The organism is Streptomyces sp. YIM 130001, from assembly GCF_003574445.1.
In the GTDB taxonomy this organism is placed as follows: Bacteria; Actinomycetota; Actinomycetes; order Streptomycetales; family Streptomycetaceae; genus Streptomyces.
Window position 1 is genome coordinate 113,530 of sequence record NZ_KZ984562.1, and the last position, 15,852, is coordinate 129,381.

Consider the following 15,852-nt stretch of genomic DNA (forward strand, 5'->3'; position numbering starts at 1 on the left):
GCGGTTCACCGCATAAGTGCTTTACCGCGCTCAGCCCTACGGCGGAGGCCTGGGCGGGGCCTGGTGCCGGTGGCAGGGCCGCCACCGGCACCAGAGGTCCGGGCCCTCCGGGGACCCGGGCCTGTCCCGCACACCCATACGGCGCGGTCTGCCGCAGGCCCTATCCAGCGCGGCACCGGGCCTGGTGCTCGGCGAAGTCTGCCGAAGTCGGGTGGAGCGGGGCGGGCGCTGCCGGTGCGTCCTGGCCTCAGGCCCGAGTGCCCGCTTGGCGCACTTTCGGTCGATGGGCCGGTCGGCCACTCCTCCTTCTTCTCCCAGGAAGCACCCCCTGCATCCTCCGCTTCCAGGAGGCCTACGCCGAGGCCGCGCAGGCGCCCCCACCGGGCCCAGGGCCCCCGGTGCGGAACGGCTGCCGGGGGACCCGCCCCCCCCCGGCCGGGGTCAGGACTGCGGCAGGGCCCCCTGCTCACACACCGCCAGAGCTTGACGTTGTTGTTCTGCGAGTAGCCGCGCAGCACGTTGAACGCCTCGTTCTCGGCGATACGGCGTCTCGCCATCAGGATGCCCATGGCCTCACCGATCACATGCCGGGTGGTCACGGCCTCCGCCAACTGGGCGTGGTTGCGGGCGCTGGACAGGGCGATGGCGGCGTGGGAGGCGAGCACCCACCCGGCTGTCTCGCTGGTCTCGGTGAACCGGCCCGGGAGCCGCGAGTAGAGGTTCAGGGCACCGAGGTTCTCCTCGTCGGTGAACAGCAGGAAGCCCATCATGCTGCCGATGCCCAGCTCGGCCGCCCGAGGGGCGAAAGCGGGCCATCGCTGCTGAAGGGTGGTCATGTCGGGGATCCGGAAGACCCGCTCCCCGTCCCGGCGGCGGGCCGCGTCGAAACACGGCCCCTCCTTCAGGCGCTCCTGCAACCGATGGCTCTCCTCGGCCAACGCCCCGGTCGCCGCCAGCGTCTGCACCTTGTCGCCGCGCAGGATCAGGATCCCGGCCGCGTCGCATCCCTCGACCAGCTCCGTCGCCGACCCGGCGATCCGCTCCAGCGTCCCGGCCAGCGACTCCTGCTCCAGCAAGTCATGCGCCATCGCCGCTATCTGCTGCGCGAAACGCTGCCAGTCCATACCCATCCCGACCCAGCCTCCTGCAAGACCCGGTCCTTGTGTCTACCACCAGCTATCTGCCCCGAGCTCCACTACTCACGCGAGTGCTCTCGGCCACAACCACCCCCACCGAACTACCCCAAGCCCTCGCGCACCTCGCTGAGTTACTGCCGGTTGAACACGCGGTCCGGGCGGCACACCGCGCACGGCTGCGCACCACCAGCCAGCTCGGTGACGGCGGGCACGCTCCGCACTGACCGCCACCAACGACCGGCCCCGGGCCCAGCAGTCACCTCGGTGCACCTCGGTGGTGGGGGCCCCGATACCGGCCTCCGCCAGGCCCCATTCCGGTGTACGGGCATGGCCCGGCCCGGCGGCGGGCCGCGACGGAGGCGCGGCCGTGGGCGCCGGGGGCTGCTGCTGGGCCTGCTGCCGCTCGACGGCCGCGATCCGAGCACGGATAGCGTAAGGTAGCGGGCCGCCCATATCTCCAGGATCCGCACACACGAAAGGTCAGGGGGCAGGTCGTCGCCCATACCCGTCCGCTCCCACGCCGGGCCCCCGGCTCCGCAGGCCCGGCCGTCGTGCGGGCGGCTCCTTGACCAGGACGCACGTGCTCCAGTCCCGGCCGGTCCGGGAGATCAGGCCCCGTGCTTCGAGCCGGCCGAGCTGGTGGGCCACGGAACTGGTGCTGGCAAGACCGACCCGGGCACCGATCTCCCTCACCGTGGGCCCGTGTCCGTGCTCGGTGAGCCACACCCGGCTCACCGCCAGGACCGCTTCCTGCCGGGCGGTAAGGAGGCGGAGCTCCCGGCTCACGCCGCGTCCGCCGGCCGATCCCCGGCCGTCATCCGGCGCAGCTCCACCCGCGCCGCCCCCTGCCCCGTCAGATCGAGCATCCACCAGGTAGCCGGCCAGCACCACGAATCTCAGCGGCACTTTGCGGACGCCAGCCACGCGACGCCGGGATCAGAGCTTGTACCCGCCGCTTGCTTCGATGATCTGGGCGGTGACCCAGCGGCTCTCGTCGGAGGCGAGGAAGGCCACGACGGAGGCGATGTCGGTGACTTCGCCGAAGCGCCCCAGGGCGGTGTCGGCCTCGATCGCGGTTGTCATCTCGGTGTTCTCGCGGACGGCTGCGTTCATGTCGGTGCGTACCCAGCCGGGGGCGACGGCGTTCACAGTGATGCCCCGGGGGCCGAGCTCCATCGCGAGGGCGTGGGTGAGGTTGTTGATGCTGGCCTTGGCCATGGAGTAGACGGGGACGGCTTGCATCGGTCGCGTGGCGGCGCCGGAGGAGACGTTGATGATCCGTCCGCCGTCCGCGATGCGGCTCAGCGCTGACTGGACGATGAAGAAGGGGGCGCGGGCGTGGACGGCGAACATGGTGTCCCAGCTGTCCGGTGTGGCGTCCGCGAGGCTGCCCCAGCCCGAGTTTCCTGCGTTGTTGATGAGCAGGTCGAGGGTCCGGGTTCCCGTGCGCTGCAAGAAGTCGTCGTCGAGACGGTTGAACAGGTGGGGGATGGACTCCGCGTCGGCCAGGTCAGCGTGGAGCGCGAAAGCGTTCCCGCCGGCCTTCTCGATCGTGGCGACCGTCTCTTCGGCACCGTCCTTGCTGGCGTTGTAGGTGAGCGCGACGAGCGCGCCTTCCTGCGCGAGGCGCTCGGCGATCTAGCGCCCGATTCCGCGCGAGCCTCCGGTGACGAGGGCGGTCTTTCCGGTGAGCGACTTCGACATGGGTAGTTCCTTACCGAGAAGGGGATTTGTTCGGTCGTTCGCGTGCTGCGCCATGCTTCAGCCGTCTGGGCAGCGAGCACTGCGGGCAGGGACTGAGTTGAGGGCCGTCCGGGTCCGGGCACTCTGTCCAGGTGGCCCGCTTTCTTCACTGTGCGGGATGTGGGCCGGCGCATTCCATAACGTGAAGTCCGGGAAACTTCATTGATCGTCCAGAAAGGAGGCGGCGGTAGGCGCCGCCCCCTCGGGCGACCCGGGCGTGGATAGGCTGCGGCGCAGCGGGGTGGGTCGCCCGAGGCTCGTTCCGCGGACGGGCTTTCCCCGGTTGGTCTCAGTTGCCGCGGCGCTCACTCTCGCGGGCGTCGAGCCACGTGATGACCTCGCGGTTGAACACGTCGGGGGCGTTGCGGGCGATGAAGTGCCCGGCGCCGCCGATGCGCTTGAGGGTGAAGGGGCCCTTGATGAACTCCCGGCCGGTGATCAGCTGCTCCGGGCCGATGTAGGGGTCGTTCATGGAGTAGAGCTGGAGGACGGGCACGCTCACGTCGAGCAGCGGCTCGGCCTTGGGGGCGTGGTCGGGGTGGACGGTCGCGTGGTACCAGTTGAGCCAGCTGGCGTTCAGGCCGTTGGGCCGTTCCCAGTCGGCGATGATGTGCTCCATGTCGGGGTGCCAGTCGAAGAACTCCCGGGCCAGTGCCCAGTCGTTTGCGCGAAGCGCTTCTTCCGCGGCCTCAAACTGGAAGTAGGACATGTACCAGGACCGCTTGCGCTGGTCGAGGGCCGGGTCGATGAAGAAGCCGTTGAGGTGACTGACGTTCTCCGAGATGAGCCCGAGGACCCGCTCGGGGTTGAGGGCCGCGAGCATCCACAGCGGGAGGCTTCCGCGGTCGCCGCCCTCTACGTAGAACGTGTCGATGCCCAGGGCGTCGACGACCGCCAGGGCGCGCTCGTAGTCGTGGTGGCCCGCGTACAGCTCGACGTTTTCGGGGCGGTCGGATCCGCCGGCACCCAGGTGCTCCGGGATGACGACGCGGTATCCGGCCTGCACGAGCGCGGGTACGTTGAAGCGGAATTCGAGGGAGTTGTGCGGGGCGCCGTGGAACATCACCAGGGTCGGCGCGTCTGTCGGCCCCTCGTCGTACACCCGCAGCTGGTGGTCGAGCGCATCGATCATCTTGTAGTTCTTGGCAGGCAGGGCGTCTGTGGTGGGGGTGCCGGTTGCGGGCACCGTCTGTGCGTTGCTCATGGGCTTAACCGTAGGAGCACCCGCGCGTATGATGAATAATGTGTCTTCTGAGAAACTTTACGCATCGTCCAGCAGGGGTGGCGCTGTCGGATCAGGCGACCCGATCGTCGACGTACTGCGCCTGCTGCGCACGCAGGCCGTCGTCCCTGCGCGGGTGCACGCCGCCTCGCCCTGGGCCGTGCGCTTCGCCCCCTATGCGCACGTGAAGCTGGGCGTCGTCCTCGACGGCGAGTGCTGGATGGAGGTGGAGGGCTGCGAGCAACTGCTCCTGGGCAAGGGCGACTTTTTCCTGCTGAACAATCCCCCCGCGTACACCCTGGCCAGCGCCTTCGACGTGCCTGCGGACCGGGCCACGGTGTTCCACGAGCGCGAGACCGGCGGCGAGGTGCGCATCGGTGCGACGGCGGACGAGGACACCTACGTCTGCTGCATCGACTTCGTCTTCGAGGAGGCCAACGCCTCGGTGCTCTTCGACGTGCTGCCGCCCGTCGTCCTCGTCCGGGCAGGCGACCCGCGCGGGGCCCTTTTGTCGAACCTGTCCGCCCTCACGGTCGCGGAGATGGAATCCGCCGGCGTCGGCCGGTCCCTGGTCCTGGAGCATCTCGCCCAGCTCATCCTCGTCCACATGCTGCGCGTCCACGCCGACCAGACCGACCGGCCCATCGGCTGGCTCGGTGCCCTGGTCGAGGACGGCATCGGCGCGGCCCTGCGCGCCATGCATGCGAACGTCGGCAGGCGCTGGACGCTCGACGACCTCGCCGCGATCAGCCACATGTCCCGGTCCGCGTTCGCCGCCACGTTCAAGGCCAAGGTCGGCACAGCGCCCCTGACCTACCTCATCGAATGGCGGATGAGCCTGGCCCGCGACGCTCTGCGCAGCGACACCCGCTCCATCTCCGAGCTGGCCGCCGCGACGGGCTACGAATCGGAGAGCGCCTTTAGCACGGCATTCCGGCGCGTCGTCGGAACGTCCCCCCGGTACTACCGCGACGAAGCACGACTGCAAACTCAGCTCGCATAGTTCGACGCCGATGCCCCGCCCCACTCGGGCCCGCACGAGAAGCCCCTTGAGCAAGGTGTCCGCGCTTTCCAGAGCGAGGCGCCGACGGAATAGCCCGACCCCTGCAAGGTAAATCTCGGCGGCGCTTTCTGGACCCTGGCTACTCACACCCGGTGCCGCACCACCCACATCGGCTGGGTCGCAACATCGAGCGAGGAGGTCGCCGAGAGCGCGAGCAGCAGTTGTGAGACTCTGACAAGTGCGTCGGACGGAGGGGTCATGTCGGTTCGGGTCGTCCCACGCGCGCAACTCAATGGTCACTGGAAGCCGCCCGGAGGGGCGCTCCGGTGGACAGCCGGTGGACAGACGCCTTTGGACGAGCCAGTACGAGGCCGCACGGGGAAGACCGGCGCACATGGTCTGATCTGGGAAAACGTCATCAGGGAGCACGGCGCGGCACCACTCGGCACGATCGCTCTCGGTCTCGTAATGCGTAGGTCTCGGGTTCGAATCCCGAAGGCGGCTCGGAATTACCCCAGGGATCACTCGCCGTGACCTGGGGTTTTTTCATGTTCGGCGCGTGCCGGGCCGCGCGGCGGGGCTGCCGTGGGAGTGCTTGGGTGAGCGGAGCCGCTCGGGGGCCTACTTCTTGGGCTTCCGGTGCTCTCGGCCCTCTTGCCCGCCTTGGCCTGGGCTCTCGCCTTGTCCTTCGGATCGCCGCGAGCTACCGCGGAGCGGCGTCCAGGTGTCGCTGTACCGGCACGAACAGCCTGTACGGCACGTACTCCGGGATCTCGCCGTGGGCGACCCATGTCAGTGCGGCCAGTTCTTCGGTGTGCGCGACGTCAACGGCGGCCGCCCGCCCGGACTCAACCCCGACCACTTCGAGATCGAGCCGCCCGAGGGCACGACGGACGTCGGAGCTCCGTACGAGGTGGATGGCGGTCCCATGCCCGACGCCTGCCGAGATGCGCCGGGCCGGCCGGGCGTGCGGATCTGCCCGCTGTGGACGGAGGCCCTCGACGACCTGGCCGGCGAGAAGGGCGCCGAGGGCACGCTGAACGTGCGCATCCGCGTCGATCGGAAGGTGCCCGGCGCCCGGGGCGCGGTCCATGCGGTGGGCAAGTGCGACCGCACGCCCGGGAACGACACGGTCGCGCTGACCATCGAGGTCTCGGCGCCGAGCCGATTCGGGATCGGCCTCACCGCGGTCGGTGGGGTGGCGACGTTGGGTGGCTGGATCGTGCTGCTGCGTCGTCGGGGCCGGCGGGTGGGGTAGGGGCGGGTCGCTTACAGTCGGCCGAAGTCCGGGCGCCTGTCCGGGCGCCTGTCCGGGCGCTGGTCCGGGTGTCGATGTCCGGGTGTCGATGTCTGGGTGTCGATGTCGGGGTGGTGGCGGGGATGGTCAGCGGGAGGGCGCCGGGGATCGTTCTGGTGCACGGGACGCGTTTCAGTGCGGCGCAGTGGAGTCCTCAACTGGGGCCGCTGCGCGAGGAGTTCGACGTCGAGGCGGTGGATCTGCCCGGGCACGGGGCGCGGCGTGGTGAGCCGTGGAGCCTGGCTGCGGCCGCGGAGGTCGTGGCGGAGGCGGTGGATGCGCTCGGCCGGGGTCCCGCTCTGGTCGTCGGGCATTCGCTCGGCGGGTACGTCGGGCTCGAATTCGCGCGGGTGCGGCCCGAGTTGCTGGGCGGACTGGTGCTCGCGGGTGCCAGCGCCTCGACCCGGGGCCGGTGGGCGACTCCGTACCGTTGGGTGGCAGGTCTGGTGCCGCGAGTCTCCGAGGAGCGGTTGACGCGGTGGAACGACTGGTTGTTGCGCCGGATGTACACGCCGGACGTGGCGGGTCCGACCGTGCGGGCCGGGTACGGCTTCGCTGCGCTGCCCGCCGCGTGGGGCGAGGTGCTCGGGCGGTTCGGCGCGGAGGCGATGCGGGACGTCGCGGCGCCGGTGCTGATCCTGAACGGCGAGAAGGACATGGTGTTCCGGGCCGGGGAGCGGGAGTTCGCGGCTGAGCACCCGCAGGCGCGTATCGAACTCATCCCGCGGGCACGGCATTTGGTCAACTTCGACCAGCCGGAGGCCTTTACGGACGCGGTACGGCGTTTCGCCCGGGAACTGGATACCGCCTGACGGTTCGGGCGACCCTGATCAGGGTCGGCGCCGCTGGCGCTCGATCAGGGTCTCGATGCCGTCCAGGAGGCGGTCCAGGCCGAACTCGAAGAGGGAGTCGAGCTCCAGGTCGAAGTCGCCGTCGCCGAAGAGGGTGGAGAGGACCGGGTACGCGCCGGACGTCTGGATCTGCTCCATCCGCGGCTCGTGGGAGGCCATCCACTCCTCGGGTGACATGCCGGTGTCCTGCCGGGCCTGCGACTCCGACTCGATGGCGAGCGCGATGCCTTGGGCGTATCCGAGGACGCTCAGATGGATGTGGAGCATCTGCTCCGGGCTGAGGCCGAGGCCTTTCACCGAGCTCAGGACGCGTTCCGCGTAGTGCATCGCGTGCGGGGACGCCATCGGTCGGGTGAGGGACGCCATCGCCCGTGCGAGCCACGGATGACGTTCGTACGCCGACCACAACCACCGTGCCTCGCGGGTCAGTCGGGCCCGCCACCCGACCGGGACCGGGCCCGGCGGCTCCTCCTGGAACACCGCCTCCGACATCAGCCGCACCAGTTCACCCTTGTTCGGCACGTGTCGGTACAAGGCCATCGTGGAGACGCCGAACTCGGTCGCGACGCGGCGCATCGAGAGGACGGCGAGTCCTTCGGTGTCGACGAGGGCCATGGCGGTGCGCACGATGCGTTCGCGGGTCAGGGCCGCGCCCGGCGCGACCCGGCGTTCGGTCGTCGGCTCGGTGACCACCGTGCCGACTCCGGGCACGGCCCGCACCAGACCCTCCTGCCGCAGCGTCGCCAGCGCCTTGGTGGCGGTCGCCATCGCCACGCCCCATTCCTCGGTGATCCGCCGCGTCGACGGCACCGGGTCGCCGGGTGCGAGGCTGCCGGACTCGATACGGCGACGGATGCCGGCCGCGATACGGAGGTAGGGCGGGGCGGTGCTCATGGGTGAACTGTACTAGTGCACCAGATGGTGAATATGGCAGGTGGTACAGGGGATAGGGGGAGGTGCACTAGGGGGGTGTTTGTGGCGTACGCAGGTGTTCGGTTCTGGTGGCGGACATGGAGAACACAGCACCCGGCCCCCGCGCGGGCCGCAAGGAATGGATCGCCCTCGCCGTACTGATGCTGCCGCTGCTGCTCGTCTCGATGGACGTCTCGATCCTGTACTTCGCCATCCCCTACGTCAGCGAGGATCTGGCGCCGAGCGCGACGCAGCAGCTGTGGATCCTCGACATGTACGGCTTCGTGCTCGCCGGGCTGCTCATCACCATGGGAGCGCTCGGTGACCGGATCGGCAGGCGCCGTCTCGTCCTCGCGGGAGCCGCCGTCTTCGGCGCGGCCTCGGTGCTCGCGGCGTACGCCCACACGTCCGAACTGCTCATCGCCGCGAGGGCGTTGCTCGGCATCGGTGGCGCCGCGCTGATGCCCTCGACGCTCGCCCTGATCCGCAACCTCTTCGCCGACGCCCGCCAGCGTGCCGTCGCGGTCACCGTGTGGACGGCCGTGATGACCACCGGGATCTCGCTCGGGCCGGTGCTCAGCGGGCTGCTGCTCGAGCACTTCTGGTGGGGGTCGGTGTTCCTGGTGAACCTGCCGGCGATGGTGCTGCTGCTGGTCCTCGTACCGTTCCTGGTACCGGAGTTCAGGCCGCGGCCCGACGGCCGCTTCGATCTGCCGGGGTCGGTGCTGTCGCTCGCCGCGCTGCTCCCGTTCATCCACGGGCTCAAGGAGCTGGCCCGGGACGGCTGGCACCCGCTGCCCGCGCTCGCGCTGTCCACCGGTCTGGTGCTCGGGGTGGTCTTCGTCCTGCGGCAGCGGCACGCGGCGCACCCGATGGTCGACCTCGGACTGCTGGGGCGGCGGGCGTTCGGCGGTCCGGTGTGCGCCAACCTGCTCGCGATGTTCGCGACGGTCGGGATGGCCGTCTTCCTCACGCAGTACCTGCAGTCGGTACTCGGTCTGGGGCCCTTCGAGGCGGCCCTGTGGAGCCTGGTGCCGGCGGCCGGGGTGGCCGTCGTGGCACCGTGCGCGGCGGTGCTCGCGCAACGCTTCGAGCGTGCTCATGTGATGGCCGGCGGCTTCCTGCTGTCCGCGTGCGGCTTCCTGTGGATGACGCAGGTACGGGTCGACTCGCCCCTGTGGTTCACCCTGGCCGGCGGTGCGCTCTACGCCGGTGGTCTGGTCGCCGCGATGACCCTGGCCAACGAACTCGCCCTCGGCGCCGCCCCGCCGGACCGCGCCGGATCGGCCGCGGCCGTGCTCGAGTCGGGCCAGGAGCTGGGTGGTTCGCTGGGCATGGCGCTGCTCGGGTCGATCGGTGCCGCCGTATACGGCCGGGACATGGCCGACGCGGTGCCGCCCGGCCTGCTGCCGGACGCCGGCCAGAGGGAGGCGGTACGCGAAACGCTGGGCGGCGCGGCGGCGGTGGCCGGCCGACTGCCCGGCGCGGACGCGGACCGGCTCCTGACGGCCGCGCGTGAGGCCTTCACCCACGGCATGGGCCTGGCGGCGGTCGCCGCGGCCGGGGTGATGGCTGCGGCGGGGGTGGTCTCGGTGCTGGTGCTGCGGGGGGTGGCTGGGGGCGGGGGTCCGTCCGTATCGTCGGCTTCGGCTTCGGCTCCGGCTCCGGCGGCGACGTCGGCGGCGACGTCGGCCTCGACCTCGACCGCGGATCCGACCCCGGCGTCCGTGTCCGGGAGGGCGGCGGATGGGGCGGCGGATCGCGGTAAGTCGGCTGAGTACAAGGGGCGTTGACTGCGTGCGCTTGCGCGAGGCGGGCGGCCGCGAGAAGGGGAGCTGTGGACACGAGTACGGGGCGCCGGCTGTCGAGGGCACGCGCGCAGCTGGTCGGCGGGCAGGCGAGGGCCGCGTCCGTCGCCGGTGCTCTGGAGCAGGTGTGTGCCGTTCAGGCGCAGGATTTCGGTGCCGCCGGTCTGGGGCTGCGCGCTCGTGTCGTCGGCCTGGACGCGGACGGGGTGCGGGATGCCATCGAGGTCGAACGCACCGCGGTACGCGGGTGGTTCATGCGGGGCACGCTTCAGATCGTGCCCGCCGCCGATGTCCGCCGGCTGCTGGGGCTGTTCGGTCCGGTGCACCTCGCGCGGGGCGCGCGTCGACTGCGTGAGCTGGGCCTCGACGAGGGGATGTGCGCGCGGGCCGAGCGTTTGATCGTGCGGGCGATCGACGGTGAAGGTCCGTTGAACCGGACGCAACTGACGGCTCTGCTCGGGACGTCGGGCGTCCCAAGGCGAGGCCAGTCCGCCTTTCACCTCATTCGTCGGGCTGCGTTGTCGGGGCTCATCTGCCACGGTCCGCATCGGGACGGGGAGGCGGCCTTCGTACTGCTCGACGACTGGCTGCCGGACTCCGGTCCGCTCTCCTTCTCCGGCCGGGACGCGGAGGTCGAGCTTGCCCGGCGGTACCGGTCGGCACACGGGCCGAGCGATGCTCAAGACTTCGCCCGCTGGAGCGGGTTGCGGAAGTCCGTGGCTCAACGGGCCTGGGCGGAAGCCGGGACGAGCGCGGCCGGGGAGGCGGCGACGGGCGAGGACGGCTCCGCCGGTGCCCCGGAACCCGATGTGCGGCTGCTCCCCGCCTTCGACAACTACCTTCTGGCGTACGGGAGTAGAGAGCTGTCCGTACCCGCAGCGGACGAGCGCCGGGTCTGGCCCGGCGGCGGGATGATCCGTCCCACGGTCATGGTCGACGGCCGGGCGGTGGGCACCTGGTCGGGCGGGCGTGGCGGCGTCGAGCCGCGGGTGGAGCCGTTCCCCGGCAGCGAGCCGTTCACGGCGGGAGTGGTGGCGGGCATCGCCCGCGAGAGCGCCGACGTGGCCCGCTTCCACGCGTCCGGCGACCAGGGTGCGCTGCGGGGTTGACCTTGCCTACCTCCGAGGTAATCGCCCCCGCTGAACACCGCTGGCTAGCCTGAGGCTTCGCCGCGTGAGCGGACCGCGGATCAGACGGAGGGGCCGAGCATGTCCACAGCCACGTCCATGAACACACGTACCGCGGTGGAGGAGTTGCTTCGCAGGATCGGTGCGGGCGACCCCGACCACATCGCGGAGCTGTACGCCGAGCGGGGCGAATGGAAGCTGAACTGGCCGGAGTCCGAGCACGGCCGTGCTGCCACGCCCTGGATCCGTCATCGGTCCACCCGGGCCGACGCGGCCGCGCACTATCGCGAACTTGCCGAGCACCACGTGCCGGACCAGGTGGCGACCGAGGTGGAGCGCATCCTCGTCGACGGGAACGACGCCGTCGTGACCGGCGAGATCCGCCAGGCCGCCCGGCCCACCGGACGTGCGTACCGCGCTCGGTTCGCCATGCACCTCACCTTCGAGGGCGGCTTGGTGGTCCGGCACCACATCTACGAGGACAGCCTCGCCGTTCACCGGGCGTTCGACACCGAAGGACGGTAGGAGCCGCCGGCACGACGGGGCGGCGGGGACGGCGCCGTGCGGAAGGACCTCGTCGCAGACGCGCCCCGTGAGAGGTTCGCGCCCGAGCCTCCCCCGAGGCCGGTCCGGGCACGGTCCCGTTCGGTCCGTGCCGTCCCGCGTTGCTCCCCCTGAGCGCAGGCGGACCGGCGCAGGCTCGGGCGCGGGATCAGTCTGGACCATCGATGTGCCGAAGTGGAAGGCATTTCTAGAAGATCGCTCTAGAAACGGGCGTCCGGAAGCGGAATCTGCGTGCTTTACGCTGATGTCCACCATGAGTCCGAAGCAGCAGCGTGGAGAGGAGACGGCCGCCCGTCTCCTGGACACAGCACTCCGCCTGTATGCGGAATCCGGCGAACAGGGCGTCACGGTCAGTGCCCTCACCGGAGCGAGCGGTGTCAGCCTCGGCAGTCTCTACCACCACTTCGGCAGTGTGGACGGGCTGATGAAGGCGTTGCTCGGGCGCTGGCTCGGCCGCCTCCTCGAAGCACTCGTCACGGCGGTCGCCCGGTCCCGTTCCGCGCGGTCCGGTGTACAGGACCTGGTCAGCGGCTATCTCACCTTCGTCCAGGAACACCCGGACGCCGCCCGTCTGTTGCACTCGGCCTACGCCGACCGGTACGGAATGGCGGACACACGGCGGATTCGCGACGCTCAGGAGGCGCGGCTCTCGCCGCTGGCGGAGTGGCTCGACGGGTACGTGGCGGCAGGAGAACTCGCCCCGCTGTCCACCCCGTTGCTCGAGGCGCTGATCATGGGCCCGGTCGTCGCTGTGGCCCGCCGCTGGGTCTCGGGCCTCGGCGACGTCGACCTCGATGAGGCCGCGGCCGTCCTGCCGGACCGGATCTGGAACTCCATCAAGCCCTGAAGCAGGGGTTGTTCGGGCATCGCAAGCCTGCCCGGAGTTCCTACGGGGCCGACTCCGCACCTCCTCGATCGCCGAGCTCCCCCGATGGGGACGACCTCCGCCGCCCGATCGACAGCGTGGCCGCGAGGGCGAGTACCAGCAGTCCCGCCGCCAGGAGGCCGGACCACTGGAGCGCTGTGGTCATCGCCTCGCGCGCGGACTGCGCGGCCGCCTCGGTCCGTGGGTCGGCGGACAGTGCGGGGATGGCCGAGCCCGCGCTGTCCGTGACCGTCCCGCTCAGGTGTTCCGCGGCAGCGGCCGGAGTCCCGTCCGACCTGAGCCGGTCGTACAGGCCGGAGGACAGAGTGCTGAAGAACAGGGTGGTGAGGACGGCGATGCCGAGGGCCGCGCCGAGTTCGCGCGCCGCGCTCTGGATGCCGGAGCCCTGTCCGGCGCTCTCGGCGGGCACGTCCGCCAGGACGACGTTGGTGACCTGGGCGGTGGCGAGGCCCACTCCGGTCCCGTACAGGAAGAGGGCGAGGGCGATGGGCCACCAGGGGCTGTCCGCCGCGGCGACGAGGGCGAGCAGCGTGAGACCTACGGCCTCGAGAGTGAGTCCGGCCCGTACCTGGGCGAGCGCCGACGCGGACGTCGAGAAGCTCATCCCGCTGGCGCAGAAGCTGCCCACGGCCAGGGCGACGAGTGCCAGGCCGGCCTGGAACGCGCTGTAGCCGAGGGTGAATTGGAGCCAGAGCGGCAGCACCGCGATGATCCCGAACTCGCCGAGGCCGACGAGCAGGGTCACCGCGTTGCCGTTGCGGAAGGAGGGCAGGGCGAAGAGCCGTACGTCCACCAGGGGTTGGGCGTCACGGCGGGCGAGTGCGGACTGGCGGCGCCAGAACGCCCGGAGCGCGCAGGCCGACAGTGCGAAGGCCGTCAGGGTGGGGGAGGGGCCGCCGGACCAGGACAGGCCGCCGGCCCCCAGCGGCTGCGTGGTGAGCAGCCAGCCGTGGGTGCGGCCCTCGATCAGACCGAACGCCAGCAGCCCGAGCCCGGCCGCGGACAGGGCGCCGCCTGCGAGGTCCACCCGGCCGGGGCGGCGCGGCGACACGGGCAGGTACCGCAGGACACCGACGAGGATGAGTGCCCCGAGCGGGATGTTGATGCCGAAGGCCCAGCGCCAGGAGTGGTCCGCGAGGTAGCCGCCGAGCAGCGGCCCGACCGCCGCGGCGGCGCCGATCGTCGAGCCCCAGACGGCGAACGCCTGCCCGCGGGCCCGGCCCGAGAACGTCGCGTTCACCAGGGCCAGGGAGGCGGGCAGGATCATCGCGCCGCCCACACCCTGCAGGAACCGGGCCAGGATGAGCGGCGCACCGCTCGGCGCGAGCGCGGCCAGCAGGCTCGTCGCGGCGAACACGAGCAGGCCGACGACGAAGACGCGGCGTGCTCCGAGCAGATCGCAGAGCCGTCCGGTGATCAGCAGGAGCGCCGCGAAGACGATCGCGTACGACTCCTGGATCCACTGTGCCTGGACGGAGTTGATGCCGAGGTCGTCGATGACCGGCGCCAGGATGACGTTGACGATCGTCAGGTCGACGACGATCAGGGCGACGCCGAGGGCCACCGCGATGAGACCGAGCCAGGGGTGGGGGTGCGGCGACGGCTCCGCACCTGTCGTTCCGCCCTTCGCCCCTGTCGCCCCGCCCTCCGGCCGATCCGTGCTGTCCACCACGACCCCGCTCCAGTCCGCCCCGCCACGGAGAGTACGAGAAAGTACCTCTATGACAAAGCTAAATAGCTTTGTGGCAAAGGTAAAACTCGGAGGGTAGGTTGTCAATCGACGTGGTGGAACGGCGATCCGCGCCGGACGGAGAGTGGAGTACGGGATGGCGAAGCCCGAGTTCGACCGCATGACGGCGCAGCACGTCCGGGTCATCGACGGTCTGCGCGCCTACGGCGCCAACTACGCCGAGTTCACCCGGCGCTTCGCGGAGTGGCTCGGCCTGCACTCCACCGATGCCGTGGCCCTCACCGAGATCCTCTTCGCGGAGGACCAGGGCCAGCCGCTGTCGCCGGCCCGGCTGCGCGCGCGCATCGGCCTGTCCTCGGGCGCCACGACGATCCTGCTCAACCGGCTCGAGCAGGCCGGACACGTCGTCCGCACCCGTGAGGCCACCGACGGCCGGGTGGTGACCCTGCGCAGCAGTCCGGACATCCGGCCGCGTGCGGAGGAATTCTTCGGCCCGTACTCGACCCGGATGACGGCCGAGATGGCGCGCTACACCCCGGAACGGCTCCAGGAGTTCGAGGACTTCGTGGGTCACCTCACCCGCGCCATGGACGCCCTGCTCGGCGACGAGTACCGGCCGCCGGGGCCGGGCGCCGGCGGGAGCGCGGGCTGAGACCCTGGGTCTGCGGTGCGGTCAGGCCGGCAACCGACTCCACGCGCCGACCAGTTGGGGCATGAAGACGGTGGCGCGAGAGGTGGTGAGCTGCTCGCGGAGCCGGCTCTCCAGGGTGTCGGTGTCCAGCTCCTCGGCCGTGATCATCCCGTGCGCGATCAGTACGGGGGCCAGGCCGCGGACGGTCGCGGCGGGCAGGTCGGCGGCCTGCGCGGGGTCCACGAACGCGGGGGAGGCGGTGGCCATGCCGTCGACGGGCAGGTCCGCGCCGCGGAACATCGCCGCCAGATTGTCCCCCGCGTACGGATCCACTCCCGCGGCGAGCAAGGCGTCGATCACCCAGGAGCGGGACTTCTCGACCAGCGGCACCGAGGGCATGGAGCGGAACACGGACATGGTGAGCTCGAGAAAGGCCACCAGCCCCGCGGGACGGACCAGTTGACGCAACGAGTCGAGAGCGCCGGCCGGGTCGGGCAGGTGCAGCAGGATGATGCGGCCGACCACCGCGTCCACCTGTCCGTCGAGGGCCAGAGCGGTGATGTCGTCCTGCCGGAACTCGATCCGGTCGCCGAGCCCCGCGGCGGCAGCCCGGTCCTTGGCGACGCCGAGCAGGTGCTCGTCGAGGTCGACGCCGATCACCGAACCGCTCGGCCCGACCAGTTCCGCCAGCAGCATGCTCACGTCCCCGGGGCCGCACCCCACGTCGAGGACCCGCATCCCGGGGACGATTCCGGCGCGCCGCAGCAGATGCTCGGAGGCCTGCCGGTACACCGCGCTCTGCAGCTGCAGCCGCCGGGTCTCCTCGGACGTACTGTCCATCACATACGACTGAGACGTCCGCTCGTTCTCGCTCACGCGCTGCTCCCCCGGCTCGCAAGGCAGCCGTCGCGGTGGAGGGACGGCCGGATGTACTTCCATGGAACATCCGCTCCGCCCCTCGGGCACCCTCGTACCTCTCAGG

At 70.9% G+C, this 15,852-nt stretch carries 14 protein-coding genes and 2 pseudogenes; 8 read left to right on the top strand and 8 right to left on the bottom strand.

Translation table 11 applies throughout. The annotated features are described in order from the left end of the window. Window positions 1–5: 5 nt before the first annotated feature. From DSC45_RS36950 to DSC45_RS25135, 4 genes and pseudogenes are all read right to left on the bottom strand, one after another. Complete coding sequence (locus DSC45_RS36950; protein WP_346426678.1) at window positions 6–1,130, bottom strand: GAF and ANTAR domain-containing protein; 1,125 nt, start codon at window positions 1,128–1,130, stop codon at window positions 6–8. Between the two features lie 606 nt (window positions 1,131–1,736). After that, window positions 1,737–2,060, bottom strand: a pseudogene (locus DSC45_RS36955) (hypothetical protein); the annotation flags it as partial. 12 nt (window positions 2,061–2,072) lie between these two features. Continuing rightward, window positions 2,073–2,774 carry an SDR family NAD(P)-dependent oxidoreductase gene (locus DSC45_RS25130; protein ID WP_240434845.1) on the bottom strand — a complete coding sequence of 234 codons (702 nt, stop codon included), beginning with the start codon at window positions 2,772–2,774 and terminating at the stop codon, window positions 2,073–2,075. A gap of 394 nt (window positions 2,775–3,168) precedes the next feature. Next, window positions 3,169–4,083 carry an alpha/beta fold hydrolase gene (locus tag DSC45_RS25135; RefSeq protein WP_119294205.1) on the bottom strand — a complete coding sequence of 305 codons (915 nt, stop codon included), beginning with the start codon at window positions 4,081–4,083 and terminating at the stop codon, window positions 3,169–3,171. 40 nt (window positions 4,084–4,123) lie between these two features. On the opposite strand from DSC45_RS25135, the gene DSC45_RS25140 reads away from it, so the two are divergent. After that, complete coding sequence (locus DSC45_RS25140; RefSeq protein WP_240434837.1) at window positions 4,124–5,104, top strand: AraC family transcriptional regulator; 981 nt, start codon at window positions 4,124–4,126, stop codon at window positions 5,102–5,104. Between the two features lie 703 nt (window positions 5,105–5,807). Here DSC45_RS25140 and DSC45_RS36605 read toward each other — a convergent pair. Next, window positions 5,808–5,927 (bottom strand): annotated as a pseudogene (locus DSC45_RS36605) (NUDIX hydrolase); the annotation flags it as partial. Between DSC45_RS36605 and DSC45_RS25150 the strand changes: the two are divergent. Both DSC45_RS25150 and DSC45_RS25155 read left to right on the top strand, forming a co-directional pair. Next, window positions 5,883–6,362 carry a hypothetical protein gene (locus DSC45_RS25150; protein ID WP_162929343.1) on the top strand — a complete coding sequence of 160 codons (480 nt, stop codon included), beginning with the start codon at window positions 5,883–5,885 and terminating at the stop codon, window positions 6,360–6,362. The pseudogene DSC45_RS36605 and the gene DSC45_RS25150 sit on opposite strands and share 45 nt — an antisense overlap. Before the next feature lie 122 nt (window positions 6,363–6,484). Then, a complete protein-coding gene (locus tag DSC45_RS25155) occupies window positions 6,485–7,213 on the top strand; it encodes an alpha/beta fold hydrolase (protein WP_119294312.1) in 729 nt (242 codons plus the stop codon). Window positions 7,214–7,231: 18 nt separating this feature from the next. On the opposite strand, the gene DSC45_RS25160 is transcribed toward DSC45_RS25155, so the two are convergent. Further along, window positions 7,232–8,146, bottom strand: a complete 915-nt coding sequence (locus DSC45_RS25160; protein ID WP_119294207.1) for a TetR/AcrR family transcriptional regulator C-terminal domain-containing protein — start codon at window positions 8,144–8,146, stop codon at window positions 7,232–7,234. A 116-nt stretch (window positions 8,147–8,262) separates the two neighbouring features. Between DSC45_RS25160 and DSC45_RS25165 the strand changes: the two genes are divergently transcribed. The 4 genes from DSC45_RS25165 (at window position 8,263) to DSC45_RS25180 (ending at window position 12,510) form a co-directional block, all read left to right on the top strand. Then, on the top strand, window positions 8,263–9,957 hold the full coding sequence (locus DSC45_RS25165) for an MFS transporter (protein ID WP_119294313.1): 1,695 nt from the start codon (window positions 8,263–8,265) through the stop codon (window positions 9,955–9,957). A 44-nt stretch (window positions 9,958–10,001) separates the two neighbouring features. Beyond that, a complete protein-coding gene (locus tag DSC45_RS25170; RefSeq protein WP_119294208.1) occupies window positions 10,002–11,081 on the top strand; it encodes a winged helix DNA-binding domain-containing protein in 1,080 nt (359 codons plus the stop codon). A 99-nt stretch (window positions 11,082–11,180) separates the two neighbouring features. Then, window positions 11,181–11,624 carry a nuclear transport factor 2 family protein gene (locus DSC45_RS25175; protein WP_119294209.1) on the top strand — a complete coding sequence of 148 codons (444 nt, stop codon included), beginning with the start codon at window positions 11,181–11,183 and terminating at the stop codon, window positions 11,622–11,624. A gap of 292 nt (window positions 11,625–11,916) precedes the next feature. Further along, on the top strand, window positions 11,917–12,510 hold the full coding sequence (locus DSC45_RS25180; RefSeq protein ID WP_119294314.1) for a TetR/AcrR family transcriptional regulator: 594 nt from the start codon (window positions 11,917–11,919) through the stop codon (window positions 12,508–12,510). Between the two features lie 40 nt (window positions 12,511–12,550). Here DSC45_RS25180 and DSC45_RS25185 read toward each other — a convergent pair whose 3' ends face one another. Beyond that, window positions 12,551–14,113 (bottom strand): MFS transporter, encoded by a 1,563-nt coding sequence (locus DSC45_RS25185; RefSeq protein ID WP_240434846.1) that lies wholly within the window; start codon window positions 14,111–14,113, stop codon window positions 12,551–12,553. A 262-nt stretch (window positions 14,114–14,375) separates the two neighbouring features. On the opposite strand from DSC45_RS25185, the gene DSC45_RS25190 reads away from it, so the two are divergent. Then, entirely contained in the window at window positions 14,376–14,891 is a 516-nt protein-coding gene (locus DSC45_RS25190) for a MarR family winged helix-turn-helix transcriptional regulator (protein WP_119294211.1), read from the top strand. A gap of 21 nt (window positions 14,892–14,912) precedes the next feature. Here DSC45_RS25190 and DSC45_RS25195 read toward each other — a convergent pair whose 3' ends face one another. Continuing rightward, a complete protein-coding gene (locus tag DSC45_RS25195) occupies window positions 14,913–15,746 on the bottom strand; it encodes a class I SAM-dependent methyltransferase (protein ID WP_162929348.1) in 834 nt (277 codons plus the stop codon). Between the last annotated feature and the right edge of the window lie 106 nt (window positions 15,747–15,852).

Coding starts and splice junctions, on each gene's coding strand:
- DSC45_RS25190 (WP_119294211.1), top strand. CDS start 14,376: ATGGCGAAGCCCGAGTTCGACCGCATGACGGCGCAGCACGTCCGGGTC.
- DSC45_RS25135 (WP_119294205.1), bottom strand. CDS start 4,083: ATGAGCAACGCACAGACGGTGCCCGCAACCGGCACCCCCACCACAGAC.
- DSC45_RS25180 (WP_119294314.1), top strand. CDS start 11,917: ATGAGTCCGAAGCAGCAGCGTGGAGAGGAGACGGCCGCCCGTCTCCTG.
- DSC45_RS36950 (WP_346426678.1), bottom strand. CDS start 1,130: ATGGGTATGGACTGGCAGCGTTTCGCGCAGCAGATAGCGGCGATGGCG.
- DSC45_RS25175 (WP_119294209.1), top strand. CDS start 11,181: ATGTCCACAGCCACGTCCATGAACACACGTACCGCGGTGGAGGAGTTG.
- DSC45_RS25160 (WP_119294207.1), bottom strand. CDS start 8,146: ATGAGCACCGCCCCGCCCTACCTCCGTATCGCGGCCGGCATCCGTCGC.
- DSC45_RS25155 (WP_119294312.1), top strand. CDS start 6,485: ATGGTCAGCGGGAGGGCGCCGGGGATCGTTCTGGTGCACGGGACGCGT.
- DSC45_RS25165 (WP_119294313.1), top strand. CDS start 8,263: ATGGAGAACACAGCACCCGGCCCCCGCGCGGGCCGCAAGGAATGGATC.